This window comes from Chryseobacterium sp. (genome assembly GCF_022869225.1).
Taxonomy (GTDB): domain Bacteria; phylum Bacteroidota; class Bacteroidia; order Flavobacteriales; family Weeksellaceae; genus Chryseobacterium.
In genome coordinates this window covers 803,986-828,677 of sequence record NZ_JALIHL010000001.1, presented here as the reverse complement: position 1 = coordinate 828,677, position 24,692 = coordinate 803,986, and the positions used below count along the sequence as shown (strand labels likewise).

At 34.7% G+C, this 24,692-nt stretch carries 20 protein-coding genes, 2 tRNA genes and 1 pseudogene; 10 read left to right on the top strand and 13 right to left on the bottom strand.

All coding sequences use genetic code 11. The annotated features are described in order from the left end of the window. The 5 genes and pseudogenes from MUW56_RS03945 (at nucleotide 1) to MUW56_RS03925 (ending at nucleotide 4,290) form a co-directional block, all read left to right on the top strand. Nucleotides 1–573, top strand: a complete 573-nt coding sequence (locus MUW56_RS03945) for a hypothetical protein (RefSeq protein ID WP_292011962.1) — start codon at nucleotides 1–3, stop codon at nucleotides 571–573. After that, the gene (locus tag MUW56_RS03940; protein WP_292011961.1) at nucleotides 530–1,240 is read left to right on the top strand and encodes a prolyl oligopeptidase family serine peptidase; all 711 of its coding nucleotides are present in this window, start codon (nucleotides 530–532) and stop codon (nucleotides 1,238–1,240) included. Before MUW56_RS03945 ends, MUW56_RS03940 begins: the two co-directional genes overlap by 44 nt. Then, a pseudogene (locus tag MUW56_RS03935) lies at nucleotides 1,241–3,441 on the top strand (lantibiotic dehydratase family protein). It abuts the gene before it with no gap. Beyond that, nucleotides 3,438–3,758, top strand: a complete 321-nt coding sequence (locus MUW56_RS03930; RefSeq protein ID WP_292011960.1) for a thiopeptide-type bacteriocin biosynthesis protein — start codon at nucleotides 3,438–3,440, stop codon at nucleotides 3,756–3,758. The pseudogene MUW56_RS03935 and the gene MUW56_RS03930 overlap by 4 nt, the downstream one beginning before the upstream one ends. Then, on the top strand, nucleotides 3,733–4,290 hold the full coding sequence (locus MUW56_RS03925; RefSeq protein WP_292011959.1) for a thiopeptide-type bacteriocin biosynthesis protein: 558 nt from the start codon (nucleotides 3,733–3,735) through the stop codon (nucleotides 4,288–4,290). Before MUW56_RS03930 ends, MUW56_RS03925 begins: the two co-directional genes overlap by 26 nt. A 2-nt stretch (nucleotides 4,291–4,292) precedes the next feature. On the opposite strand, the gene MUW56_RS03920 is transcribed toward MUW56_RS03925, so the two are convergent. The 7 genes from MUW56_RS03920 to MUW56_RS03890 all read right to left on the bottom strand — a co-directional run bounded on the left by MUW56_RS03920 (nucleotide 4,293) and on the right by MUW56_RS03890 (nucleotide 10,800). Further along, nucleotides 4,293–5,045 carry a Shedu anti-phage system protein SduA domain-containing protein gene (locus tag MUW56_RS03920; protein WP_292011958.1) on the bottom strand — a complete coding sequence of 251 codons (753 nt, stop codon included), beginning with the start codon at nucleotides 5,043–5,045 and terminating at the stop codon, nucleotides 4,293–4,295. A gap of 6 nt (nucleotides 5,046–5,051) precedes the next feature. Next, nucleotides 5,052–5,339 carry a hypothetical protein gene (locus tag MUW56_RS03915; protein WP_292011957.1) on the bottom strand — a complete coding sequence of 96 codons (288 nt, stop codon included), beginning with the start codon at nucleotides 5,337–5,339 and terminating at the stop codon, nucleotides 5,052–5,054. 485 nt (nucleotides 5,340–5,824) lie between these two features. Then, the gene (locus MUW56_RS03910; RefSeq protein ID WP_292011956.1) at nucleotides 5,825–6,925 is read right to left on the bottom strand and encodes a phage integrase SAM-like domain-containing protein; all 1,101 of its coding nucleotides are present in this window, start codon (nucleotides 6,923–6,925) and stop codon (nucleotides 5,825–5,827) included. A 197-nt stretch (nucleotides 6,926–7,122) separates the two neighbouring features. Continuing rightward, nucleotides 7,123–7,195 (bottom strand) — tRNA-Phe (locus tag MUW56_RS03905). A 320-nt stretch (nucleotides 7,196–7,515) separates the two neighbouring features. Then, nucleotides 7,516–7,588 (bottom strand) — tRNA-Phe (locus MUW56_RS03900). A 109-nt stretch (nucleotides 7,589–7,697) separates the two neighbouring features. After that, the gene (locus MUW56_RS03895) at nucleotides 7,698–9,539 is read right to left on the bottom strand and encodes a lysophospholipid acyltransferase family protein (RefSeq protein WP_292011955.1); all 1,842 of its coding nucleotides are present in this window, start codon (nucleotides 9,537–9,539) and stop codon (nucleotides 7,698–7,700) included. Nucleotides 9,540–9,561: 22 nt separating this feature from the next. Next, nucleotides 9,562–10,800, bottom strand: coding sequence for an aspartate kinase (locus tag MUW56_RS03890; protein WP_292011954.1), 1,239 nt, complete (start codon nucleotides 10,798–10,800; stop codon nucleotides 9,562–9,564). Between the two features lie 323 nt (nucleotides 10,801–11,123). Between MUW56_RS03890 and fbp the strand changes: the two genes are divergently transcribed. Next, nucleotides 11,124–12,140: a class 1 fructose-bisphosphatase gene (fbp, locus tag MUW56_RS03885; RefSeq protein WP_292011953.1), complete on the top strand. Its 1,017-nt coding sequence runs from the start codon at nucleotides 11,124–11,126 to the stop codon at nucleotides 12,138–12,140. Then, the gene (gene menC, locus MUW56_RS03880) at nucleotides 12,141–13,157 is read left to right on the top strand and encodes an o-succinylbenzoate synthase (RefSeq protein WP_292011952.1); all 1,017 of its coding nucleotides are present in this window, start codon (nucleotides 12,141–12,143) and stop codon (nucleotides 13,155–13,157) included. It abuts the gene before it with no gap. On the opposite strand, the gene MUW56_RS03875 is transcribed toward menC, so the two are convergent. Together MUW56_RS03875 and MUW56_RS03870 are read right to left on the bottom strand one after the other, a co-directional pair. Continuing rightward, entirely contained in the window at nucleotides 13,154–13,303 is a 150-nt protein-coding gene (locus MUW56_RS03875; protein ID WP_292011951.1) for a hypothetical protein, read from the bottom strand. The genes menC and MUW56_RS03875 overlap by 4 nt on opposite strands. Before the next feature lie 562 nt (nucleotides 13,304–13,865). Continuing rightward, nucleotides 13,866–14,996 (bottom strand): alpha/beta hydrolase, encoded by a 1,131-nt coding sequence (locus tag MUW56_RS03870; RefSeq protein ID WP_292011950.1) that lies wholly within the window; start codon nucleotides 14,994–14,996, stop codon nucleotides 13,866–13,868. A 155-nt stretch (nucleotides 14,997–15,151) separates the two neighbouring features. Here MUW56_RS03870 and MUW56_RS03865 point away from each other — a divergent pair, with 155 nt between their 5' ends. After that, on the top strand, nucleotides 15,152–16,825 hold the full coding sequence (locus MUW56_RS03865) for a glutamine--tRNA ligase/YqeY domain fusion protein (RefSeq protein ID WP_292011949.1): 1,674 nt from the start codon (nucleotides 15,152–15,154) through the stop codon (nucleotides 16,823–16,825). Nucleotides 16,826–17,195: 370 nt separating this feature from the next. Here MUW56_RS03865 and MUW56_RS03860 read toward each other — a convergent pair whose 3' ends face one another. The 3 genes from MUW56_RS03860 to MUW56_RS03850 form a co-directional block, all read right to left on the bottom strand. Beyond that, entirely contained in the window at nucleotides 17,196–18,092 is an 897-nt protein-coding gene (locus tag MUW56_RS03860) for a 3-hydroxyacyl-CoA dehydrogenase (protein ID WP_292011948.1), read from the bottom strand. Nucleotides 18,093–18,355: 263 nt separating this feature from the next. Further along, the gene (locus MUW56_RS03855) at nucleotides 18,356–20,296 is read right to left on the bottom strand and encodes an oleate hydratase (protein ID WP_292011947.1); all 1,941 of its coding nucleotides are present in this window, start codon (nucleotides 20,294–20,296) and stop codon (nucleotides 18,356–18,358) included. Nucleotides 20,297–20,387: 91 nt separating this feature from the next. Further along, the gene (locus MUW56_RS03850) at nucleotides 20,388–21,266 is read right to left on the bottom strand and encodes an AraC family transcriptional regulator (RefSeq protein ID WP_292011946.1); all 879 of its coding nucleotides are present in this window, start codon (nucleotides 21,264–21,266) and stop codon (nucleotides 20,388–20,390) included. Nucleotides 21,267–21,528: 262 nt separating this feature from the next. Between MUW56_RS03850 and prmA the strand changes: the two genes are divergently transcribed. Continuing rightward, nucleotides 21,529–22,356, top strand: a complete 828-nt coding sequence (gene prmA, locus MUW56_RS03845; RefSeq protein ID WP_292011945.1) for a 50S ribosomal protein L11 methyltransferase — start codon at nucleotides 21,529–21,531, stop codon at nucleotides 22,354–22,356. 32 nt (nucleotides 22,357–22,388) lie between these two features. Then, entirely contained in the window at nucleotides 22,389–23,228 is an 840-nt protein-coding gene (locus tag MUW56_RS03840; RefSeq protein WP_292011944.1) for an SH3 domain-containing protein, read from the top strand. Between the two features lie 319 nt (nucleotides 23,229–23,547). Here the strand turns inward: MUW56_RS03840 and gwsS are convergent, their stop codons facing one another. Continuing rightward, nucleotides 23,548–24,618, bottom strand: a complete 1,071-nt coding sequence (gwsS, locus tag MUW56_RS03835; protein ID WP_292011943.1) for a grasp-with-spasm system SPASM domain peptide maturase — start codon at nucleotides 24,616–24,618, stop codon at nucleotides 23,548–23,550. Nucleotides 24,619–24,692 lie beyond the last annotated feature (74 nt).

Below are 24,692 nucleotides of genomic sequence, written 5' to 3'. Positions count from 1 at the left end.
GTGGCAGATGATGAACTGTATTTTTTGTCAGGATACAATTCTCAAAATTATAAGCTATGTAAGACAAGTCTTTCCAACCCAAATTTCAAAAATCCTGAAATAATAGTACAAGAGAAAAAGGATGAGGTCATAAAAGGTTATACAATTACTAAAGATGGCGTTTACTATACTACCACCAAAAACGGAGTAGAAGCAAAATTATATTTACTTAAAGACCGTAAAGAAGTCCCTATTAAACTTCCTTATGTTTCTGGAAATGTTGATTTGCTATCGAAAGGCAAAGACTTTTCTGAGTTATGGGTTAAATGTTCTGGTTGGGCAAATGTAGAACAGCGATACAGATATACGTTAAATACAAATACTTTTACCAAGGAGAACCTTGCGCCAGTTATTGAATATCCACAATTTAAAGATATTATCGTCGAAGAAATAACCGTGGAGTCATATGACGGTACAGAAGTTCCTTTATCTCTGATTTACAGTAAGAATCTTAAGAGAGATGGCTCTGCACCAGTGCTTATGCAATGCTATGGAGCATTCGGGGAGTCTTTTTTATCCATTTTTTGCCATTAGTTATCTATCATGGGCAAGTCAAGGTGGTATTGTAGCCGTACCACATGTTCGCGGAGGCGGAGAAAAAGGAGAACAATGGCATATTGATGGACAGAAGCTGAAAAAACCAAATTCGTGGAAAGATCTCATTGCTTGCACAGAATATTTAATAAATAAAAAATATACTTCGACTAAAAAAATTGCTGTATGGGGAGCTAGTGCCGGTGGAATATTAGTTGGTAGAGCAATTACAGAAAGGCCGGATTTATTCGGAGCTGCCATTGTAGAATCAGGAGTTTTGAATCCACTTAGAGTGGAAAAAAGTGGTAATGGAGGAACGAGTATTCAAGAATATGGAAATCCTAATGATCCCAATGAATTTAAGGGTTTATTAGAAATGGATGCTTATCAGTATATTAAGAAAGACGTTCAATATCCTGCTATGTTAATTAGCACAGGAGTTAATGATCCCAGAGTTGCCCCTTGGCAATCAACCAAATTCTCTGCTAAAGCATTAGCTAATAATGTATCCAAGAAGCCGATTTTACTAAATATTGATTATGAAGGAGGTCATGGAGGTGATATTACGGTATTAAAGAGATACACTGGCTTAAGTGAAATTTTCGCTTTTGCATTTTGGCAATTAGGACATCAGGATTATCAGCCAAAAGAAAACATTGTCAAATAAATGTCTAGTTTTCCTTATCAGTTTTTTGAAGAACTTGTAGTCCGCACTCCAGTATTTTCGTACAAAACATTTATACAACGTTTAAGTAAAGATAATATTTCTGATTTCGAACTTAAGGAAATATACTCAGATGCTTTTTTTCAGGAAGCTGTTTATCTTGCTTCACCAGATCTGTATAAAGAGTTGAGAAAATGGTTTTTGTCTGAAAAAGAACTTACTTCAAAAGACCAATCCAGATTAAAGAATACTCTACTGAAATATTACAGCCGTATCAGTTCGCGTTGTACTCCTTTTGGATTGTTTGCAGGAGTAGGTTTAGGAAAATTCAATAAAGATGTTTCTCTTTTATCTGAAATAAGCAGTTCGGATAACAGCATAATAAGAGATACAAAATTGGATATGCATTTTCTTGTATTATTGTCTCAACATTTTGCTAAAATACCTGAAATAAAAGAAAAATTACTATATTTTCCTAATACCAGCATTTATAAAGTTAGAGATAAAATACGGTATACAGAATATGAGGACCACCGTGGTAAAAGACAATATATAGTTTCGACCGCATTACTTTCTAAAGAGTTGGAAGAAATATTAGAATTTTCTGAAAAAGGTAAAACTATTTCTCAAATTACAAATATTCTTGTAAAAAAAGATGTCTCAGAAGAAGAAGCAAAAGAATTTATAGGGGAGCTTATAGACAATCAAGTATTATTAAGTGAATTAGAACCCCATGTTTCGGGCGGAGATTTTTTGTCAACACTTATTTCTCTGCTAAAAGATAAGAAGAAGGAAAAATATGATATGTTGGTAACTATATGGAGTAAGTTGGAAGCACTAGACAAAAACTTATCCAATGACATCCAACTTTACCATGAATTAGAAAGTCTAATAAAATCTTTTCAAATAGAATATGAAGGTAAATTTCTTTTCCAAACCGATTTATATTATCAAAACAAAATAGAGCTTCCCAATCATTTGAAGAAAGAGTTGAAAACGGGAATAAGTTTTCTAAATAAAATTACTCCGGTTAATAAACAAACTTATCTTGAAAAGTTTAAAAAAGAATTTATAGAAAGATTTAATGAAGAAAGGTTCCATTGCTCTATGTATTAGATACGGAAATTGGAATCGGCTATAGGCAAGATATTGTAGCCAAAGGAGTGCATCCTTATCTGGGGGATTTAAAAATGCCCATATCAAAAATAAAGCAGGAACTTCATATAAAATTAAATCCAATACAGATTCTGTTGAATCAAAAATTGCAAGAAGTACAGTTTGAAGATAATGCAATTATTAAATTAACTGATGACGATTGTTGTGATTACAAGGAAAACTGGGAAGATATACCAGACACTCTTTCTATTTTAGCTGAAATTATTACTGAAAAAAATGAAGAAAAACTTGTGTTACAAGGATATAGAGGAAGCAGCGCAGCCAATATACTAGCTAGGTTTTCTTCAGACAAATCAGAAATACAAAATGTATCAAAAAAAATAGCTGAAAAAGAAACTGAATTGAATCCTGGCTACATTTTAGCGGAAATTCTTCATTTGCCAGAAGCCAGAATAGGAAATATAATAAGACGACCAACTTTAAGAAGTTATGAAATTCCATACTTAGCACAATCTATCTTATCAAAAGAAAATCAAATATCTGTAGATGATCTATATATTTCTGTAAGGGAAAATAAAATTGTTCTGCGATCTAAAAAATTAAACAAAGAAATAAAGCCCTATTTAACCAATTCACATAACTATTCAAGCAATTCCCTTCCTGTCTATCATTTTTTATGTGATTTGCATTCACAAGATGTCCGCCCAAGGCTACAATTTGACTGGGGAGATTTAAAACATTTATATCATTTCTTTCCAAGAATAGAGTATAAAAATATTATTTTGTCTAAGGCAAAATGGATGGTTATCGAAAAAGAGTTCGAGCAATTACATGCAATAAAAGATGATAAAACTAAGTTCCTTTCAAAGACATATAGTTGGAGAGAAAAAAGAAAAATTCCGGTTTGGGTACAATGGGTAAGGGATGATAATACCTTAACTTTAAACTTGGAAAATTATGATATGATAAAATTGTTCATCCAGATTGTCAGAAAAGAAAAGAGAGTGAGGATTGAAGAATTTTTATATAATGAAAGTGACAATTTTAAGCGTGAGTTTATCTTCCCAATGTATAAAAATAGCAAATGAAGATGGTAAAAAGAAAACTCATTCCCGGAACTGAATGGCTCTACCTGAAAATTTATACAGGAATAAAAACAGCAGATATTATTCTGGAAGAAACTATCACCCCAATAATAAAATATTTTCAAGAGAATAATTATATTTCACAATGGTTTTTTATCCGTTATAATGATCCTAAATCTCATTTAAGAGTAAGATTTAAATTAAACAATACTGATGATTATAGCAGAATCTTTGATAAAACCAATGAGGCTCTGCAAAAATATATCGAAAGCGGAGAAATTTCAAATATTATAATTGATACTTACAACAAGGGAGCTTGAACGTTATGGCGAGAATACTATTGAAGAAGCTGAAACTCTATTTTATAAAAATAGTGAATTTACCCTAAAATGTTTACATTATGACGATGAAGAAAAAATTATGGTCAGCCTTTTCTTTATCAATGAAATGCTGAATAAACTCAATCTTTCAGTTCAAGAAAAGTTGGGTTGGATCAAAGATTTCAATGTTACTTTTAAGCAGGAATTTAATGCAAATAAAAAGCTTAACTCACAACTGGATAAAAAATATAGAGAATTCAAACCAAAGTTTATAGATTTGACCCAGTCAGAAGAATTTTCGGAGGAAAGAAATTATATTATTTGCAATATTCAGGAAAGCAATTCGGCATTACAAAATATTACTCACCACCATGAAAACCAATCTTTAGGTATGCCTTTACAAAGTTTTTTTCAAAGCATATTCCATATGAATATCAACAGACTATTTGTTTCTAATCAAAGGCTGTTTGAGATGATAATATATGATTATTTGTTGAGGTATTATAAAATGAAATTTTACACTGCTTTATAACTTTAATATGAGCTGTATTCCCTCATTTTTAAGACTTCTTCAAAATGATCACTATAAAAATGGGATGATGCAACCTTTTGACTATTGCAAAATTTTTTCCATTCAGAATCTGTAAAAGCTTTGTAAAATGGATTTGCAAGTTCCTTTTCATAATGTCCAGGTGTTCCATCCCGTAACCAAGCAATAGGATAAAATTCTCGCCTTTTAATTTTATCTGTCAAATAGTCGAAGGATCTAATTTCAGCTCCAATTTCCTCGGCTATTTGATTTCTTTTTTCGACTTCATAATGATTTGATAATCTTCTACCTATTATTATCTTGAATTTAAAATGCATTGGGTTTGATATTCTTGTATTGACAGTGGGCAAATATTTCCCCATCCAATTGCGATTATCCATTAACCATCTTTTCCAATCTCTTATTTGTTGTGTAGCTCTATTAAACTCTGCAGTCATTAATCCCTTATCCGTAAATAATTTGGCTGACGGTTGTTTGATTTCAATAAATTCAAAAATGTTTCCATTACTAAAACCATCTGATAAAGTTATAAAATCAGTTTCTAGCTCACTGCCAAGTTTTAGTTTAGAAATAACTAAATGGCAATCATCATCGCTTAAAAAAATCCCTGCATTTTCAGTCAAATACGTTTGATAATTATTTTCTAACAAATTTTTAGAGAGGAGATTTTCCCATTCTTGTATTTTTTGGGATTTAAATTCTCTTCCGTACCATTCTGAATGATTAATGTTTTCCAAAGTTTACTAATAAGATTTTAAAATTTCAATTAACTCATCATAAAGATCAAGTATAGTAGCTTTTACTTCAGCATTAACTAAGTTTCCTGTACTAATATCGTGAGGTTCACGCAAACCAGCTAAAATCAACTCTATTTCATTATAACGTTCTCCATGAATTTTATCTTTCGATTTGACAAGTCCCTCAATAACAACAGATATGTTATTCAATAAATATCTGTTATATTGGTTGTTACGAGAAGCTTCTAATTTTTGGATAAAGGATTGGATTTCTTGAGATTTTAAAATTTTCATAAAAGAATGTCTTGACCCAAATATAAAGATATTTTTTTATTGAATTTATAAGATTTATATGTAAAATGAAGCGAGGGTAGACCACCTCAAGAAAATATAATTTTCACTATCGACAGATCAGAAATAAGGTGAAATGAGGTGTTTTTACTATCGGGTGTTGATGGTTGCTCTTATTATTCTATATAGCTAATATGGTACTTAATTTAGTTGCATGTTGATTTTTCAAAATAATAAGATTCCGAGGTTTTTAAGTTTTGAACTACAATAAAAGAGCCTGATTTATGTAATTGTAATGGTCAGGCTCTTAAGATATTTAAATGAATATTTTTGTTATTCCATTTTGGGATAAAATAGGAATTTAACAATAAAATAGTATTTTATTTTTTCCATGCAGAATGTAGGCTATCAGCTACCATTTCACGGGAAAATTGAACGTATTTTTTGAAAGACTTGTAATGCTTATGACCCGTTATTTTTCGGATAAATTATTCATTCATACCTTTAATTAGGGAGTTTGTAATAAAGAATACTCGCGCGTAGTGCATTGTTAAGTAATCATGGGCCTTTTTTTCTACTGTAATTTTGCTACTACCTGAATATTTTACAAATCGTATTTTATCATCAAAACCAATTGCTTCAAAAAGTTTTTTGATTTCTCTATTGCAGAATTGATTAGTGGGTACTTTTAGTCTACCATAACGTTCTGTGTGATTTTTGATTATCTCTTTTGGTACATCCAATAAAGGAATTTCGAGCATTTCTTTTGCTTTCTTAATGTGTAAACGTAAGAAATCTTCTGTAACATCTTCTGGTCTCATATTCTGAATGTCAATAAACCTCAAACCTGTGTAAGAACTAAAAATGAAAATATCTCTAACGATATTGCTGTAATCATTCTCGAAATCTGTTGTTCTCAACTTTTCTACGATTTCAGGAGTAAGTTTTATTTTTTCAGAATCCTCTTTAAAAACTAAGAATTTTTTAAATTCCATATTATTATGAAATCTTCTTTCTCCTGTCCAATTCATGAACGTTTTGAGTATTGTTGTATATTTTCCAATGGTAGAGTTATAAAAGTTTTTTTCAAAAAAATATGCAAGCAGTTCATCATGAAAATTAAGGTTGATATTTTCAAACGATAGATTAAATTTTGTTTCATCTGAAAATGCTTGAAGGTGATTTTTACACGTTTTATATGTCTTTACTGTATTTTCAGACTTTTCAAGTCTTCTAACTTCTATAAATTCATCAAAAACCGTTAGGAGACTTTTTTTCTTAGCAGCTGTTGTGGTAATAGGAGTAATTTTGTGTTCAAACTCTTTTTCCAAAATCTCTTTAGATAAAGGTTGCTCCTTTAATAAATACTCCCTTTCAATATCTTTTAAGATTTTGACAGTGTTTTCGATTTTCAGATTTTTAGTTGCTGATTCGGGAGCAACTTGTCTCACTTTTGTCCCCGTCCATTGTGAGGGCTTTACTTTTACCCCTGTAGAGCATTTCAGTCTCTGACCTTTTACGGTTGCTGAAACATATACCATTGTTTCGGTTGCCTTTTTAGGCTCTTTTAAAAAGAATGCAATGTTCATAGTTCTATTTTTTGTTTCAAAATTAGGCTGTGATACAACTGAAAATCTTTTTAAATTGTCCTCAGGGACAGTATAGGGACAAAAAAAGGACTAAATTTGATGGACACTATTAAACATCATTAAAGCAAAAATCCCTTCTAAACATTGTTTAAAAGGGATTTTCTTGTTTGAGTAAGTTAAGTTGTGTTTAACTTTTGTGGTTTCTCCAGGAATCGAACCAGGGACACATGGATTTTCAATCCATTGCTCTACCAACTGAGCTAAGAAACCATTGTATTGTTGTTTGTCTTACTTCGTTGTTTTAAAGTGTTGCAAAAGTAATACATTTTGTAATACCGCGCAAGTAATTTTTGTATTTTTTATTGCTAATCGTGATTGTTTATTCCTAAGGGATACATTAGCAGGCTTATAAAAAATAAATGAGACTGATATTTTTTTGTTCTGAGACTTGCCTGAACGAAAGATACTCAAGTTTTGACTCCTACGGTCTAACATCTGAAATCTGAAATCTGATATCTAGCATCTAATCTCTAACATCTTATAAGGAATAAAAAACAAAAAAACCTCTAAATAAATTAGAGGTTTTCAAGTGGTTTCTCCAGGAATCGAACCAGGGACACATGGATTTTCAATCCATTGCTCTACCAACTGAGCTAAGAAACCATTGTATTGTTGTTTGTCTTACTTCGTTGTTTTAAAGTGATGCAAAAGTAGTAAGTTTTAGTATACAAAACAAGTATTCATCGTACTTTTTTTTGATAAAGTTAAAAACTTATTGATTATCAGCCGGATTATTTTCCTGCTCTTTTCTGATTTGTTCACTCATCTCTTCCAATACCGGTTTAATCGTATTTTCCGGAAGATCACTGATTCTGATATACATCAATCCGTCAATTGCATCATTGAAGTTAGGATCAACGTTGAAAGCGATCACTTTGGCATTTTGTTTAATGTATTTTTTTATCAAAACGGGTAATCTCAATTCAGGTTCCAGGTCGTCAATGATTTTATCAAGCTTGTTAAGATCAGACTCCATTTCTTCAAAGAAAATATTTTTATCCCTGTCGCGCAGCTTTACTTTATATTCATTTCTGGGCGTGATATATTGGGCTACTGCGGAATCAAAATAATTGGAACGCATGAATTCGATCATCAGGGATTTGGAGAACTCTGAAAATTTATTGGAAATACTTACGCCTCCCATCAGGAATTTATGGTCCGGATTTCTCAGGCATACATGCACGATTCCTCTCCAAAGAAGGAAAAGCGGCAGCGGCTTCTGCTGATACTCCTGGCAGATATAAGCACGGCCCATTTCGATAACTTTTTTAAAGAAAGGATGAATGTCCTGCTCAAACTCAAATAACGAGCTTGTATAAAAGCCTTTGATCCCGTATTTCTTCATGACTTCTCTACCAAGTGCCATCCTGTAAGCTCCTGCAAGTTTCTGCTCAGCATTGTCCCAAAGGAAAAGATGATGGTAATGCTTGTCATATTCATCCAGGTCAAACGGAAGGTTACTTCCTTCCCCTACGGCACGGAACGTAAGTTCTCTCTGGCGTCCGATTTCCCTCATAATCGAAGGAATTTCCTCATAGGTGGTAAAGTAGATCTCGTAGTTTCCGTTACTGAATAACATTTTATCAGTACCCCTCAGTTTATCAATATCCTTGACAATATCTTCTTTGGGAGTTTCATCAATGATATTCTGAACAATATTCTCTTCTTTTAATAAAGGAAACTTTACATATAAATTTTGAAGATTGATGCTTTGGGCAAGAGATTTTCTTTTTTCATAATAAGATTTCATCATATACACCTTACGTTTCAGAAACTCGCCCAGTTCCTCAATCGTTTCCATCTCGTCCATCGCCTTTACAGTAATAGGACGTCCGATTCTTATTCTGATTGGTCTTTCCCGGTCATTCATCATTTCAGCCGGCAGCATCAGAGTCTGTAAGCTCGGATGAAGTTTGGCTACCTGATAAAATAAACGGCTGTTTTTTGCATGAAAATACATAGGAACCACCGGCACCTTAGCCATTCTGATCAGCTTAAGTGCCGTTTTTTCCCATTCTTTATCTAGAATTTCTCCGTAAGGATTGTTTTTGTTGGAAACTTCTCCCGCCGGGAAAATACCTACACAGCCTCCGTTTTGTAAATGCTTCAATGTTTCACGCATTCCTGAAGAGCTGCTGTACGCTTCTTTTCTGTTTTCAAAAGGATTTACAGAAATTACATACGGTTCCATAGGTTTGATTTTTTCCAAAAGAAAATTTCCCATTACCTTGAAATCCGGACGAACCTCCGTAAGGATCTTGCACATTAAAATTCCGTCAATAGCCCCCAGCGGGTGATTGGAAACCAATACAAAAGGTCCCGTTTTCGGAATTTTGGCAAGATCTTCTTCAAAAGCTACATAGCTTAGGTTTCTTTCTCTTACAAATGAGTCGAAAAAGTCTTTGCCTTCCTTGTCTTTTAGTTTATCGTATAGTTTATTTACCTCATTTATTTTAGCAATGCTCATTACAGCAGATGCTACCGGATTCTTGAGGAACCCAATTTTACTTAAGCCGGAAGCTTTGATCAGATCGTTTTTCGAAATTAAACTCATGTGTGTTTAGTCGCAATTAATATTATTGTGTTACCATTTGAAGAGTATTCTTGGAAATCTGCTCCAATAATACATTTTTTTCCTGGTAAAATCTATCAATGTGATCCATCTTCGCATTTCTTACTGTGAATAAAGATACATTTTTAATTGCTTCAGTTTTAAAAATTTTTTGAAGCTCTTCGTTAAGCTCTTCAAGGTGATTAAATTTATCTTCCAGACATAAAGCCAGTGAAATGGCAGAATTCTGCATCAGGGAAACTTTAATTTTATATTTGGATAAATATCCGAAAATCAAGCTCATATGATCTTCTGCAATAAAAGAGAAGTCTCTGGTGGAAATTTTTAAAAGATCCTGGTTCTCTTTCAGAATATAAGATTCTTCCTGCTGGTTTTTGTCTGAAGCCCCTACTTTGGTTCCTTCCTTGGTAGGATCTACAAAAGATTTTACATAAAAAGGAATATTCTTTTGTTGTAGCGGCTGCAATGTTTTCGGGTGAATTACACTCGCGCCGTAATAAGCCATTTCAATAGCTTCTTCATAAGAGATATGGGAAAGAAGAGAGACATCGCTGAATTTTCTTGGATCTCCGGTCATGACTCCCGGTACATCCTTCCAGATCGTCATCGCATCAGCATTTAAGCAATACGCGAAAATAGCAGCAGAGTAGTCAGAACCCTCTCTTCCCAATGTTACGGTAAAATTATTGTCATCGGAACCAATGAAACCCTGGGTTACATAGCAGATCTCGGGATTTAAATTGGATATAAACTCTTCTGTTCTTACCCAATCTACGACCCCTTCTCTATAGGAGTTGTCTGTTTTTACATAATCTCTTGCATCCAGCCACTGGTTGGTAAACTGAATCTCGTTCAGGTATTCACTTACGATTTTAGTAGAAATCATCTCTCCGCAACTGACTACCTGGTCATAGACAAAGTTGTAATTAGGAGATTTATTCCTTCTCAAAAAGGAATCAATGTCATCAAAAAAGAGATTGATTTCTGCAAAAACTGCATGGTTTTCAGGAAACAAACCTTCCGCAATACCGATGTGTTTCTGTTTTATCTTTTCAATCTCAGTTTGATAGTTATCCTTCTTGAAATAAAGCTCTACCACTTTTTCCAACTCGTTTGTCGTCTTGCCCATTGCTGAAATCACCAGCAAACATTTGGCAAATCCCTGGCTTTTTAGAACCATGGACACGTTTTTTACACTTTCGGCATCCTTTACAGATGCTCCACCAAACTTGAAAATTTTCATTAAATTGTTAAAAATAAAATTGTTAGATAAAAAATTACATGAGTTTTTTACGGACGTCAAAATTATAAATTTACAACGAGATATGAAATAGCCCGGCTCGCTGATGAAATTAAGATTTCCTTAAAATGTCTGATCGATAGAAAAACCTTGGATTTTCACCAGTCTGATAAGGGGAATCCGGATTGATAAGAAATGCTCATTGATCAGTTTTATATTTAATTTTAAATGTATTGTGTTGTAAAACAGCGAGTAATATCTTTTGGAATTAAATTTTCCTAATGTGATAAATTTTCCGAAATTTGGGAAAACCTAAAAAGTAAAATATGTCAGATCAATCATTACAGACGCTAGGAGAATTTATTATTGATAAACAGGAAGATTTTCAGTATTCCACAGGGGAGCTCTCCCGTCTTCTAAGTGCTATAAGGTTGGCTTCAAAAGTGGTAAACAGAGAAGTAAATAAAGCTGGGCTAGCAGATATTCTGGGGAAATCCGGAAATGAAAACATCCAGGGGGAAGAACAGCAGAAATTGGATGTTCTTGCCAACGAAATATTCATCACTGCCCTTTCACAGAGAGAAGTGGTATGCGGTATTGCATCCGAGGAAAATGATGATTTTATTGATATCAAATGCTCCGGAAACGGACATTTAAGTAAATATGTCGTATTAATCGATCCTTTAGATGGATCTTCAAATATTGATGTGAATGTTTCCGTTGGAACCATTTTTTCTATCTACAGAAGAGTTTCTGAACCGGGAACCCCTGTACAGCTGGAAGACTTTTTACAGAAAGGGATTAATCAGATTGCAGCAGGATATGTTATTTACGGCTCTTCAACCATGATTGTGTATACTACAGGAAACGGAGTGAACGGATTTACCCTGGATCCGTCTTTGGGAACGTACTATCTTTCTCATCCGAACTTAAAATTTCCGACAACAGGAAAGATTTATTCTATCAACGAAGGAAACTATATCAAATTCCCTCAAGGAGTAAAAAACTACCTTAAATACTGCCAGATGGAAGAAGGTGACCGTCCGTATACATCAAGATATATCGGTTCTTTGGTAGCGGATTTCCACAGGAATATGCTGAAAGGGGGAATTTATATCTATCCTTCCTATTCACAGGCTCCCAACGGTAAGCTGAGACTCCTGTACGAATGTAATCCTATGGCATTCCTGGCAGAACAGGCAGGAGGAAAAGCCACAGACGGATTCAGACGGATTTTGGAAGTGGAACCTACAGAGCTTCACCAGAGAATCCCATTTTTCTGCGGAAGTATTGATATGGTAGAAAAAGCAGAAGAATTTATGCGTATCGACAGCGTGAAATAAATGGAAGCATCATATTTTAGATATTTATTAGAATTCAAACGCCCGAGTGGAACATCTCGCGGCGTTTTGCATGAAAAGGAAACCTTTATTCTGGAAATCTCAGAGAACGGAAAAAAAGGGGTAGGAGAATGTGCGGTTTTCAGAGGATTAAGCTTTGATGACCGGCCTGATTATGAAGAGAAACTGAAATGGCTCTGTGAAAATATAGAACAGGATAATGCTTATCTGAGAGAAGAACTGAAAGCGTTTCCATCTATATGGTTCGGTTATGAGCAGGCGGTTCTCAACCTAAAGCATGGAGCCCGTATTTATTTTCCAAGTGAGTTTACAGAAGGGAAGTCTGCTATTACCATCAATGGGTTGATCTGGATGGGAGATATTGGGTACATGGAAGAGCAGATTCAGGACAAGCTGGAAAAAGGATTTCATTGTATTAAGCTCAAAATCGGGGTTAACTGGAAAGAAGAGTACGTGGTCCTTCAGAAATTAAGAGAAAAGTTCTCAAAAGATCAATTGGAGTTACGTGTAGATGCTAATGGAGGTTTTCATAAAAATGAAGCAATGGCTGTTTTACAGCAGCTGGCAGAGCTGAACATTCATTCCATTGAACAGCCTGTTAAAGCGGGAAACTGGAATGATATGGCCGAGCTGTGCGCAAAAACCCCTACGCCGATTGCATTGGATGAAGAATTGATTGGAATTACTGATACGGATCAAAAGAAAGAACTCCTTAAAATGATAAGGCCTCAGTATATTATTTTGAAACCTGCCTTAGTAGGAGGTTTTGCCGGTTCTGATGAATGGATTTCTTTTGCTGAAGAACACAATATCGGTTGGTGGATCACTTCTGCACTGGAAAGTAATATCGGACTGAATGCCATTGCTCAATATACCTTTACAAAACAAAATCCAATGCCTCAAGGTTTGGGCACTGGAGCTTTATTTGTAAATAATTTTGAATCAGATCTGGAACTCAAAAATGAGCTGCTGTGGTTCAGAACTGATCGGAAAAATTAATAAGGACAGGTAGGATTATCCCAGTGATCAGAATCCCATTCTCTGCAACATCCTGCTTTGAAATCCCAGCTATTGCAACCGATGGGAACCGGCGGAATATTTCCTCCTTTAATAGTTTTTAATTCGCCCTTTTTTAACTTTTTCATGTTGTTTTGTACAGGTTTCATAATTAATAATTTTAATGATTGGTGTGAAAATATCAAAAAAAATTCTAATTATTCCCAATTTTAAGACTTATGATTAATGATGTTGTTTTAAAATAAAGCATAATAAATGATCCAAACTTATGAGATAGATTGGAAAATCATTTTTAATTCCCCCATATGATCTAAGGAGTTTAGATGATCGGCAGGGTGGTCTGTTACTTACCGTTTCAGTTTCAAACTGGCCAATGGTAGAAATACGAATAGACCCTGCAAAGCATTGAAGGATCAGTGTTTTTCTTTACTATTTGTTAGGACTGTGATGATTGATAGGACCGGATATTCAGAAGTTTTTTTAAGTTAAAGTTTTTCGATTAATCAAATGATGTCTGTTACAAAAATTGCTTTCTTAATATGACTCAGAATATAAGAGAGTCTTTTTTTTATTTTTTTCATGATAAATATTTGTAATTCCCCACAGTATGAATTGCAATCTTCGTGCCATTTTGATAATATTCAAAAAAATTAACTTATATTTATTTTTATAATATTTATTTAATTAATATTATGAAATAATTGTGAACATATTCTCGTTATTTTTTATCCTATTGGTGATTAAATTTCTATCTACACCATACAGATTTTGGAATATATCTTTTTGAACCTGAGAACTTGAGAGATATCCCCAGTGATTTCCCACTTCAAATTTAAAACTGTTTAAAACATCATCTTTAACAAAAGTACAGTCGATGACGGAAACAATATCTTTGAAATGCTCTATATCACTCGGCCCATTTTTTCCTAACCTTGGAGTAAGTATATTCTTGGTGAACTGTGATATCCCCAGAATGGCATCCTGTCGGTTTAAATAAATGGAAATACGGTTGGCGAGAAGAGGAAGTTTGTTAAAGGAATCTTCAGCATCTTCAAATACCTTATACGTAACATCTGCATTCAACAGGATGACCTGATCAATAACTCTCAGGATATTTTCTCTTTTCAGGCTGTACAGCATGCTTTGAAGAACCCTGTTTCCCAGGGAGTGAGCGATAATATGAATCCTTTGATTGCATGGGGTAAGATCACGGTTCGAAAAAATATCTTTTAAAAACTGGGTATAGAAATAGAATAGCCTCATAAGGGATGTTCCCGAGTTGATACTGGAGGCTTTATCATCAAAATAAGTCAGTGGTACAATACTGCTTGAGGCAGGCCAGCTTACAAATAAAATATGTTCAACAGGGGAGTCCGGATTATCTATAAATAGTTTTTTCAGGTCAATGATCGCTTTTAATTCATCATCAAAATCATAAGCATAACCATGGATAAATATCAATACATCACTCCTGTCCTTGGTAGAAGACATATTTTTATATAATTCATAAAACATTCTTTGTGTCCCACCGAGGTTATTAGCTGTTAAAGGAGATTTTTTAATTCCTTTTTCACTGAGCAGAACCTCCAAAACTTCTTCATATCCCTGTTTCTCCGGCTCAGAGAATAGTTGATAATCCAAAATATTCCGGTTGGTATACTCTTTCTTCTTTTTAGCTTGCGGACTTTGTTCTTTATCATTATCAAAATTACATTTAGCAATCCTGAAATTTGGAATTGAGTATTCATCATTGGAAAAAGAATCTACTCTCTCGCCTTTATGGCGGACGATTTTTCTATTGCTTAAGATATAAACGGCCATGATTAATAGTTTGATAAAACGGGTTTAACGTTTCCTAAATTAGTGAAAAAATACAGGATTGCAATAAGCCGGGCTTTTAAATTATCATTTTCACAAACGCTTATTTTTCCGTAACTTTGTTCAACTTTTTTTGCTAAAAAATAAAAGCTAATTTAATGGAAGAAGAAAAAAAATCACTCAATTTTATTGAGCAAATTATAGAAGATGATTTGGCAAACGGTCTGAAAAGAGATCAGATCCGTTTCCGTTTTCCCCCTGAACCTAACGGTTATCTGCATGTAGGACACACAAAAGCGATCTGCATCAATTTCGGGTTGGGCGAAAAATACAATGCACCCGTAAACCTTCGTTTCGATGATACAAACCCTGAAAAAGAAGAACAGGAATTTGTAGATTCAATCAAAAAAGATGTGGAATGGCTGGGTTTCAAATGGGATAAAGAATTGTATGCATCAGACTACTTCCAGCAGCTTTATGAATGGGCAGTACAATTGATCAAAGAAGGAAAAGCTTATGTAGATGAGCAAGCTTCTGAAGTGATTACAGAACAGAGAAAGAATCCTACAGAACCAGGAGTGGAATCACCCTACAGAAACCGTCCGGTTGAAGAATCCCTTGATTTATTCGAAAGAATGAAAAACGGAGAGTTTGAAGAAGGGACCATGTCTCTTCGCGCTAAAATCGATATGGTTTCCCCAAATATGAATATGCGTGACCCTGTCATGTACAGAATTCTGAAAAGACCTCACCACAGAACTGGTACCGCATGGAAAATCTATCCGATGTATGACTGGGCACACGGTGAATCAGATTATTTGGAACAGGTTTCCCATTCATTATGCTCATTGGAGTTTGAAAACCACAGACCTCTTTATAACTGGTATTTGGAGCAGGTATATGATGAAACTAAAGTAGCTCCCAAGCAGAGAGAATTTGCAAGGATGAATGTTTCTTATATGATCACCTCCAAAAGAAAGCTGCAAAGACTTGTAGCCGAAGGAGTGGTGACAGGATGGGATGACCCGAGGATGCCTACCATTTCAGGAATGAGAAGAAAAGGTTTTACGCCGGCTGCGATCAGAAACTTTATTGAAAAAGTAGGAGTTGCCAAAAGAGAAAACCTGATCGAAATCCAGTTACTTGATTTCTGCGTGCGTGAAGATCTTAATAAAGTGGCTAAACGTGTCATGGCAGTAGTAGATCCTGTTAAATTGGTGATCGAAAACTATCCTGAAGACAAGGAAGAATGGTTGGATACTGAAAATAATCCTGAACAGGAAAATGCAGGAACCAGAGAAATTCCTTTCTCAAGAGAACTGTATATCGAACGTGAAGACTTTAAAGAAGAAGCGAATAATAAATTCTTCAGACTGAAATTAGGCGGAGAAGTTCGTTTAAAATCAGCATATATCATTAAGGCAGAAAGAGTAGAGAAGGACGAAAATGGCGAGATCACTACCATCTATGCTACTTATGATGAGAAAAGCAAGTCCGGAAGCGGAACAGAAGAAAGTTTAAGAAAAGTAAAAGGAACATTGCACTGGGTATCTGCAAAGCATGCTATTCCTGTAGAAGTAAGGATTTACAACCAATTATTTACAGTAGAGCAGCCTGATGCTGAAAAAGATGTTGACTTCTTAAACTTCATCAATCCTGAATCGGTAACTACTATTCAAGGTTTTGCCGAACCTGGCTTGAAAGAAGTTGCGGTGGGAGAACCCCTTCAGTTCCAGAGAATCGGATACTTTACAAAAGATCAGGATTCTACGGATGCTACGTTGGTATTCAACCGTACAGTCACATTAAAAGATTCTTATAAGCCTGAATAATTTTCAGGAATATATAATAACAAAAGCAGGACTTCATTTGGAGTTCTGTTTTTATTTTTGTTGAAAACGCAAAGGCGCTAAGAAATTTATGTATTATGGATATTTTAAGATGCAAGGAAATCAAAGATTTTCAGCAAAAGTGAAGATCATCAATGCGTATATATTATGTCTTAACAGTGTTTAATTTTAGCGGAGATAAAATCCTTGCGCCTTAAAACGTTTCGGAAAGAAATAATCTTGCGTCCTTACGTTTTCGAACAGACAGTTTTATGGAAGAGAATCAATCTTAAGAATATTTGATAAATAAAAAGCAGAACTTATATTAGGTTCTGCTTTTGTTTTAATAGTTTGAAATCTGAAGTTTACTATCTTATTTCAGAAAGTCTTTGTCCTGGTAAGCCGGATTCGGGTATTGATAAAATCCTTCACCGGTTGATACCCCTAATTTTCCCTTGTCGATATAGTCTTCTTTTAACTTCTCAACAGCTTTGATCTTCAGCGGATCCTGGGTTTCTTCAGCTTCCATCTTATTAATATTATAAGCCGTTGTAATTCCTACAACATCCAAGATTCCAAATGGTCCTACAGGAGCTCCGGTAGCTACCATCCAGGTCTTATCGATCGTTTCAATATCGGAAACCCCGTTGATCCAAAGATTAACAGCGGCATCAAGAAGAGGAACCAACAATGAGTTGACAATATAGCCCGGCTGCTCTTTATAGATAGGAAGTGCAACCATACCAATCGCTTTGGCGAACTGAATGACGGAATTGAATACTTCATCTGATGTTGCCGGGTGGCGCATTACCTCTCCGGTGTTGTGTTTCCAGATTTCATTGGCAAAGTGAAGGGCAACAAATTTTTCAGGTCTTCCGGTCGCTTCCGCAAACTGGCTGGGAAGAAGCGTAGAAGAATTGGTTGCAAATACGGTCTTTTCCGGAGCTGCCTGAGCCAGTTTATGGTAAAAATCCGTTTTGATTTCAGGGTTTTCAGGCACTGCTTCTATCAGGAGATCGGCATCTTTTACGGCTTCAGCAAGATCTGATGAATAGCTGAGGTTTTTGAATGTTGCATCAATTTGTTCCTGGGTCGCATGCAAATCCTGTTTGAAAGCTTCGCCTAAAGTGGTGAATTTAGTTTTGGCTTTTGCCAATACTTCGTCATTGATGTCATACACTGTGACAATGAATCCGTGGTAGGCAGCCTGAAATGCAATTTGATATCCCAATACGCCGCTTCCGGCTACCGTTATACTTTTAAAATCCATGAGTTTTATATTTATGATGGTAAACAACCTTATATTTGGGTAAAAACACAAAGAGACAAAAGTCCTTTTCAATGCTTTACGTGGTAAGGTGCAAGAATTGTATCGACAATAAAATTCAATAGTGTTTATAACCGCCAGAATGCACAAGTCATTTTGTTAGTACATTCTTCAATTTTCCTGCACCTTAACCATCTGTACCATGTATCACAGAACTGCATCTTTGCATTTACTGATACTTTTTGATACAGTTTTATTAAACTTTTTTATCCTTTTACTCCTTTGATCCAATCTTGGAATTTGCCTACCTGCTCCATGAAGAAAGATTCATGTTCTTCTTTTTCTTCAGGACGGTTGACTAAAATATGCTCAAAATAAGTTCCTTTCAATATTTTTCTTAAGATTCCTTCTCCGAGGAATGGTTTATAATCATTAAGAGCCTGAGTCGCTTTTAATAAATGCCGGATGTCATACTGCAGCGGATTGATGTCCGGAACCTGTTTGTTAAGATTAAGAAGGTTGTATACTGCTATTCTGGCTGTTCTTACAGAACTTTCCATCGTGAATACAACATCATTATTGGTTTCCACAAACTGTCCTACCAAACCTAAGTTGGTACAGCCTTCAGGAACTACTCTTGGACGGTCTCCCTGAGCTCTCGGCATGAACATCGATGTAATATAGGGCATAAATGCAGTACGGACGATCGTATTTTCTACAATATTGTCAAGCTGATCTATTAAACCTAAGTGGTGGCACAATTCTGCAAGAATTTCGTTTCCGGTACATTGAGGCATGGTCTTCTTGATATAATTTCCTTCTTTGTCCATCAATAAAGCATATACCCATACAACAAGAATATCATCAGGCTGAGTAGGGAAATGGGGCTGTCTGTTGCAGGTAAAACTCATCACCCAATTGGAATCGGTGATGGTAATAATACCTCCTGTAGCCGTTCTTCCTGAATAAGGGTCATTTACACACAGTTCTTTCAGTTTTTCTGTAAAAGCAGAAGGACGGCACGTTAATGTGGCAGATTCCCACGAAGATTTTTCAATATGGCTACAGAATTTTTCAGGTTTACCAAATACTTCAGATTTTGCAGCAAGGTTTTTCCACAGTTTCCATCCGGCACTTTGTCCTGCACTGCTGTTGTCTATAGTCACCTCCGGAACTGTATTATTGTCTCCGTAGAAAGTACTTTCCGTCATAGAACCGGTAGTGACAATCACATAATCATCTTTTCCGACCGGGATTTTTACTTCCTCTCCGTTCTGCTCGGTGATAATTCCTTCTACTGTTTTTCCTTCCGTATTGATATGAATATCCAGATCTTTCACCAGGGTATTGAACTGGATCTGTACTCCTTTTTCAACAAGGAAATTTTTCAGAGGAGTTACATAAGTATCATATTGGTTGTACTTAGGGAATACAAGGCAAGAGAAGTCTTTCATTCCGTCAATGGCATGCAGGAATCGGTGCATATAGAGTTTCAGTTCCAGCAAACTGTGCCAGTTTTCGAAAGCAAACATGGAGCGCCAGAAAAACCAGAAGTTACTGTTAAGGAAAGATTCTGCAAAATAATCTTCAATGGTAAGATCATCAAGTTCTTCTTTTTTCTTTAATAGAAGTTTAACAATGGCCAGCTGATCTTTTTTCTCAAGTCCGAATTTACTGAAATCTTTGATCTGTCCCTGGTTATGGATCAGTCTTGCCTTGGAATAATTGGGGTCGTTGTCGTTGATCAGACGGTATTCGTCCAAAACGCTGTAGGGAGCGGGTAATTCCAATGCCGGAATATCCTGGAACATATCCCAAAGGTTTTCATAGGTCATATCCATTTCCCGTCCTCCACGGATGATGTAGCCGTCTTTTGCATTTCCGGCTCCATCCAGGGATCCGCCTTCAACATTCAGCTGATCAAGAAAAATGATGTTTTTGCCCGGAACATGTCCGTCACGGATGAAATAGTAAGCGGCAGACATCCCTGCAATTCCGCTTCCTACAATATAGATTTTGCTGTTTTCGTAAGATTGTATAGGAATTCCTTTGTTACGCTGGTAATTTCCGATCTGGTCGGAAAAAGGCATTGTTTTTTCAGGGGTGTTAATCTGAACTTCTTTACTTGAATCCGGTTCGTGATTTACTTTTCCAAACTGGTCAGAGGCATTTAAAACGTTGTCGAATTTTGAATTGATCGTACTCATTTTTTGTTTTGTTTTGAATTAACATGTTAAAGGTACTTCTATTCATCATGCGGTACATATCCCCAATGTCGGAATTATTATCCCCAAATTCTCAAGACTGGATATTTTCTTTTGTACGGTACTCGGAAGGAGAAATGGAAGTCTGTTTTTTGAAAAAACGTCCGAAAGCAGAAGCGGAATTAAACTGGAGCTCAAAGGCAATTTCTGAAATTATGAAATCCGGATTTCCGAGCATCACATATGCTTCTTTCAGTAAGGTCTCGTCTATGACTTCATGCGGTGTTTTTCCACAGGCCTTTTTAATGATTTCTATGAGGTATTTATTTGAAACACAAAGCTGGTCTGCATAAAACTGAACTGTTCTATGCTGCCTTATATTTTCCCGGATAAGTTGACTGAATTTCAGAAATAGATCTTTTTTTCCTTCTTCTTTTTCAGGACGGGTGCTGCTTTCTTTTTCTATGATTTCTGCAGCTTCAAGCAACAGATTAAAAATAATGGTGCGGATAATCTCTTCCGTGAATTTTCCTTTCTTCCTGGATTTCTTTTTTAGGTAATCCAGCAGGTTTTGTATTTGCAGAGAATTTTTTGCTGCTGTTTTTACAATGCTGTAGGATCCTTCAGAAAAAAGATTCATTTTTTCTATGATGAAAGGATTGGAGATATTTTTAATCAGGAAATTCTTGTCAAAAAACAAAAGTTTCATCATAAAATCTTTGCTTGTTTTCAGGAATCTTACAATGGTGGAAGGAGCTGCTATCAAGAAGCTGTGAGCATCTACCTTGTATTTTTTACTGTCAATCTCAATATTGATTTCTCCCGCAGTGCAAATGCATAAAGCATAGTAATCCATTCTGAAGGGTGCTTTTGGGAAATCAAAAATGGGGTTTCCGGAGGAAATGTAGTAAGACTGGCGGCAATCAATATTGTAAAAAGACAGGGTATCATGTAAGTTTTCGTAAGTAACCATTTTTACGGATTGCTTGAATTTTTATTACTTTTTTCCAGGTTTCCAGACAGAAAACCACTGTTATTACTGCAATTTACAAATTTTATAAGAGTTTTTATATCTTGTTTATCAAAAATATTCACTTGTAAAGCCTTGTTTCCGGGATATGTATTGGTTGATAGAAAGGCTGATCAGTCTTTCCAACAGAGCCAATTGTTCAAAACTTAATGCTTCCATTTTTTTAACCGTAATAACATTAGTATTTTTGCAGCAAATTAATCACATGCAAAATTATTTAGAATTCAATTTCAAAATTTCTCCATTGCAACCTTGGAATGAGATCTTAATGGCAGAGCTTATCGAAATAGGTTTTGACAGTTTTACAGAAGAAATTGACGGAATTTTAGGATACATCCAGACCGATTTGTTTCATGAAGATCAGCTGAAAGCTCTTTCTATTTTTGAAAACGAAAACGTAACGATTGAATATTCTTTCGAGGAAATGCCTAATATCAACTGGAATGAAGAATGGGAAAAGAATTTCTCTCCTATCAATATTGACGATAAAGTATTGATCAGAGCGGAATTTCATGACTCTGTACCGGGAATGCATGAAATTATTATCCAGCCTAAAATGTCTTTCGGAACAGGGCATCACCCGACAACGCATCTGATGATCCAGCAGATGATGGATATTGATGTTAGCGGAAAGAAAGTATTGGATATGGGATGCGGAACTTCTGTACTGGCTATTTATGCAAAACAGCAAGGTGCCGGAGAGACCAAAGCCATTGATATCGATGAATGGTCTGTGGAAAACTCAAAAGAAAATGCTGTAAGAAATAATGTTGAACTGGATATTGAGCAGGGAACGGCTGAAAATTTAGGAAAAGAAAATTTTGATGTTATTTTAGCCAATATCAACAGGAATATTCTGATTTCGGATATTCCGGCCTATGTTTCCGTATTGAATGAAGGAGGAAAATTATTGCTTTCCGGACTTTGTTTCTTTGATGTGGATGATATTCTGGAAGTATGTAAGGACAGCGGTCTTGAGCTGAAAAGACAGCTGCAGCGAGAGGAGTGGGTAAGTCTTTTACTTGAAAAATAAAAAAAACGAAATACAAAATACAAAATACAAATATGAAAACTTTATTGACCGCTTTAATTTTATTGACGGTACAGCTTTTTGCAGCTCAGGAGAATGAAGTGTTTGCAGATGGTGTTTTTAGTTTTGAAGACAATAAACCCCAGAAAATTTTTACAGACTGGACCAGGATCAGAAAAGAGCCTGATGTAAAGGCTCAGGTTTTGGATTCATTACAGTCTAATCAGCCGGTATTAATCCTTAAAAAAGAAGAAGCAGTATTGAAACTGGGAGAAAGAGGAGCCAACTGGTATAAGGTCTCTTATCAGAAAGGAGATGTGACTTCTGAAGGGTATGTTTGGGGAGGAAATCTTTGTGTGGGATATCGTAACAAAAACGGGTATGATTTCCTTTTCGGGCTTTCAAAAACCGTGGACAGGAAAAGCAAGGACTTCAATGATGTTGAAAAGCAGAATATTGCCGGTATTAAAGTAATGGAAGGTAATACTCTGATTGATGAGGTTTATTTTGATACCGGAAGAGGAGAGGAGCTGAGCTATGCGACATTCAATATTGAAAGTAATCATAAGCTTCAGAATGTTGAACTGACTTTAAAAGCAATGGTTTCCGGTGAAGCTTGCGGTATTGCAAGTTATGATCAGTATGTTCTTTTTAAAGATAAAAAATTAATTGCCCTTCCACATCTGATGAATGTAGGGGATGCGGATGTTTTTTACCATAGTGAACACTATATTTTCCCTAATGATAAAGGAGGAATTCCTGATGCTTTCATCTTTAAAACGGAAGAAATGGAAAGAGATGAGAAAGACCGTGAAAAGAAAAAACGGTCTTCCAAAACTTATCTTTGGAATGGAAGTTCCTATCATCTGAAATAACTTTTTACCATTTAATACATGAAACCACTGTAAATATACGGTGGTTTTCCAAATTAGAAGTTTTGTTATTTACTAAAACAATTGTCTGTTCACTTTGTTTTTTTATAAGCTGATCTAAAGGAAAGTATTTGATCGTTAGCTTCATAATTTGTACTGTAATCAACAATAGGATTTTTACAATCTAATGTATATTTTGTTCTTGTATTACAATTATACAGAACTAAAACTGAAAAATAATGTAAATAAATATTTCATAGTAAAGTATACCACTTGGGTAAAGTCATTTATGTTTTTGTAAAATTAATTCTTACTTCAAATCCTACATCCGATAATGCTCAATTGCTTTTTGTTTTAGTGGATTTGTACTCCACTCTTCCCATTCACCAGTATATGGATTGTAGCCACATTTTAAAGGCTTGGAAATATCTAATCCTTCTTTGCTGATATGGGTTTGTTCTGTGTATGCTCTACAATCTGTGCAGATATATCGAAATTCACAATCTTTGCAAACTTCAATACTATCTTTGGTTAAGTTCCAATATTTCTTAAATTCAGAATGATTGAGAGTATTTTCCAATGTTGTCTCCTTTATATTTCCAAAACTTTGAGACATAGAAGGGCAGTTTTTAATGTTGCCTTCTTTATCAATTCCTATTTTTTTATAAAGACAAGAGTTATGACACTGAGCCTCCAAATAAAAAAAGCGATTAAGATTAACATTTTTCAAATCAATAAAACCACAGCTTAAAGGGATCTTAATTTTATTTTTAATAACAGTTATATTAACATGGTCTAACATCTGAAAATCTTGTTCATTAGATGAATGTAATACAATGCTAAGAAATTTATTTGAGATTTTATAACTATTTTCTTTAATGAATGAAAGTAGCTCAATACTATATTCTGCAATAATAGAAATTTCATTGATGTTGAAATCATTAAACTGTTCTAGTTTAGAAATTATTTCTATTATTTCGTTTGATCCTAACTCTAAAAATCTTATTTGCAAATATTTAATTTTTAAATTACAAACCTGTTTTATTAGATTGTTATTTAAAATTCTTGAATTATTAATATCTAAAATTAAATAATCAACATGAGAAGGTATTTCATTAAAATGAGATTTGCTTTGAAAACTCTGCAATTCTTTTTTAGAACTTATTATAAATCCCAGATTATTGTCAATTATAAAACTCAGATATTCTTCTAAAGCCTCTAAACTACTAGGGTCTAACTGCTTTTTTAATACAGCATAATTTTGCTTTTCATTTGATAGTAAGTCAAAGAAAGCATTTGGAATGAGTTTTAAAAAGCCAGTATTTGTATCAAAAATGATAGAGTTTTTAGCCCCTTTGGTAATCTTAACGGAATCAAATAATTTTAAAAACATCTTTTAATATAAAAGTGAATAATATTTGGGTGAACGATAAATTCTGGTCTTACTAGTCTTCTTATTTTTATTTT

Coding starts and splice junctions, on each gene's coding strand:
- MUW56_RS03940 (WP_292011961.1), top strand. CDS start 530: ATGGAGCATTCGGGGAGTCTTTTTTATCCATTTTTTGCCATTAGTTAT.
- MUW56_RS03930 (WP_292011960.1), top strand. CDS start 3,438: ATGAAGATGGTAAAAAGAAAACTCATTCCCGGAACTGAATGGCTCTAC.
- MUW56_RS03915 (WP_292011957.1), bottom strand. CDS start 5,339: ATGAAAATTTTAAAATCTCAAGAAATCCAATCCTTTATCCAAAAATTA.
- MUW56_RS03910 (WP_292011956.1), bottom strand. CDS start 6,925: ATGAACATTGCATTCTTTTTAAAAGAGCCTAAAAAGGCAACCGAAACA.
- MUW56_RS03895 (WP_292011955.1), bottom strand. CDS start 9,539: ATGAGTTTAATTTCGAAAAACGATCTGATCAAAGCTTCCGGCTTAAGT.
- MUW56_RS03890 (WP_292011954.1), bottom strand. CDS start 10,800: ATGAAAATTTTCAAGTTTGGTGGAGCATCTGTAAAGGATGCCGAAAGT.
- fbp (WP_292011953.1), top strand. CDS start 11,124: ATGTCAGATCAATCATTACAGACGCTAGGAGAATTTATTATTGATAAA.
- menC (WP_292011952.1), top strand. CDS start 12,141: ATGGAAGCATCATATTTTAGATATTTATTAGAATTCAAACGCCCGAGT.
- MUW56_RS03875 (WP_292011951.1), bottom strand. CDS start 13,303: ATGAAAAAGTTAAAAAAGGGCGAATTAAAAACTATTAAAGGAGGAAAT.
- MUW56_RS03870 (WP_292011950.1), bottom strand. CDS start 14,996: ATGGCCGTTTATATCTTAAGCAATAGAAAAATCGTCCGCCATAAAGGC.
- MUW56_RS03865 (WP_292011949.1), top strand. CDS start 15,152: ATGGAAGAAGAAAAAAAATCACTCAATTTTATTGAGCAAATTATAGAA.
- MUW56_RS03860 (WP_292011948.1), bottom strand. CDS start 18,092: ATGGATTTTAAAAGTATAACGGTAGCCGGAAGCGGCGTATTGGGATAT.
- MUW56_RS03855 (WP_292011947.1), bottom strand. CDS start 20,296: ATGAGTACGATCAATTCAAAATTCGACAACGTTTTAAATGCCTCTGAC.
- MUW56_RS03850 (WP_292011946.1), bottom strand. CDS start 21,266: ATGGTTACTTACGAAAACTTACATGATACCCTGTCTTTTTACAATATT.
- prmA (WP_292011945.1), top strand. CDS start 21,529: ATGCAAAATTATTTAGAATTCAATTTCAAAATTTCTCCATTGCAACCT.
- MUW56_RS03840 (WP_292011944.1), top strand. CDS start 22,389: ATGAAAACTTTATTGACCGCTTTAATTTTATTGACGGTACAGCTTTTT.
- gwsS (WP_292011943.1), bottom strand. CDS start 24,618: ATGTTTTTAAAATTATTTGATTCCGTTAAGATTACCAAAGGGGCTAAA.